The 1,073-nt window shown below is 47.1% G+C and carries 2 protein-coding genes; both read left to right on the top strand.

The features are described from left to right. A partial coding sequence (gene asd, locus A3738_RS00945; RefSeq protein WP_156503853.1) for an archaetidylserine decarboxylase occupies nt 1–713 on the top strand: 713 nt, incomplete at its 5' end. Continuing rightward, a partial coding sequence (locus A3738_RS00940) for an Mpo1-like protein (RefSeq protein ID WP_197473489.1) occupies nt 710–1,073 on the top strand: 364 nt, incomplete at its 3' end. The genes asd and A3738_RS00940, both read left to right, overlap by 4 nt.

The raw sequence follows: 1,073 nt of genomic DNA, 5'->3' as shown, positions 1-1,073 counted from the left end.
ATCAGCAACACTTCCAAAGTCTGCATGAATGCTTTACACGAACATTACGGCCCGAGACACGCCCATTCCCCGAAGACAACACACTGATCACCAGCCCTTGTGACGCTGTAATCGGGGCGCACGGAAAGCTAAAAAATCTAGAGTTACTCCAAAACAAAGGAATGCCTTATTCACTAAACGAGGTAACTCAAGGCGCGATTGATCTTGCACCCTATCGTGATGGCCATTACATCACCTTGCGCCTCAAATCGAGCATGTATCATCACATGCACGCGCCAACAGATTGCGACACATCGAGCATCCATTACATTTCTGGGGATACATGGAACGTTAATCCACCCACACTTAGGCGCATCGAAAAATTGTTCTGTAAAAACGAACGCGCTGTCATCGAGCTCAACCCTGAAGATGCACATGCTCGAATAGCATTAGTGCCGGTCGCAGCCATTCTGGTCTCAAGCATGCGTTTTTCAGATTTAGATTTTCCTTTAGCGCTGCAATGCAAAGGAGCGAACAAGATTCCTTTCGAGCGGCACTTCACACGTGGAGAGCGCCTAGGAAATTTCGAGCATGGCTCAACAATTGTCATGCTCACCAGTAAGCATTTCACCTTCATGCCAGACATGGAAGAAGGGCAGATTATTCGCATGGGGCAAGCGCTAATGCGCCCAAATCACTTTCACGCTCAACCATCTACAGGTCAAATGTCATGAACCCAATGAACCAGCCTACGCCGCAAGGTGCCGTCGCATCTTTCTTCGCCGAGTTGAATGAACTTCGATGGGACGATCATCGCTATTATCATCAAAGCCGCATAAACCAAACATTGCACTTTATTAGCTCAATTAGTTTTCTAACGGCTTATGTGATGCTCTTTATCAATCCAGGTGTGGCAGCGCTGATTGGCTGGGGAATCGGTATGGTGTCACGCCAAAGTGGCCATTTCTTTTTTGAACCTCGCGATTATGACCATATCAACAAAGCTACCCATGAACACAAAGAAGAAATCAAAGTGGGTTACAACTTAAACCGTAAACGCGTACTTCACGGCATCTGGGCAGCGATTCCAATTG

The sequence above is a fragment of the Oleiphilus sp. HI0066 genome (assembly GCF_001635725.1).
Note: the sequence above shows the minus strand (reverse complement) of the source record. Positions and strands in the feature narration are given on the sequence as shown.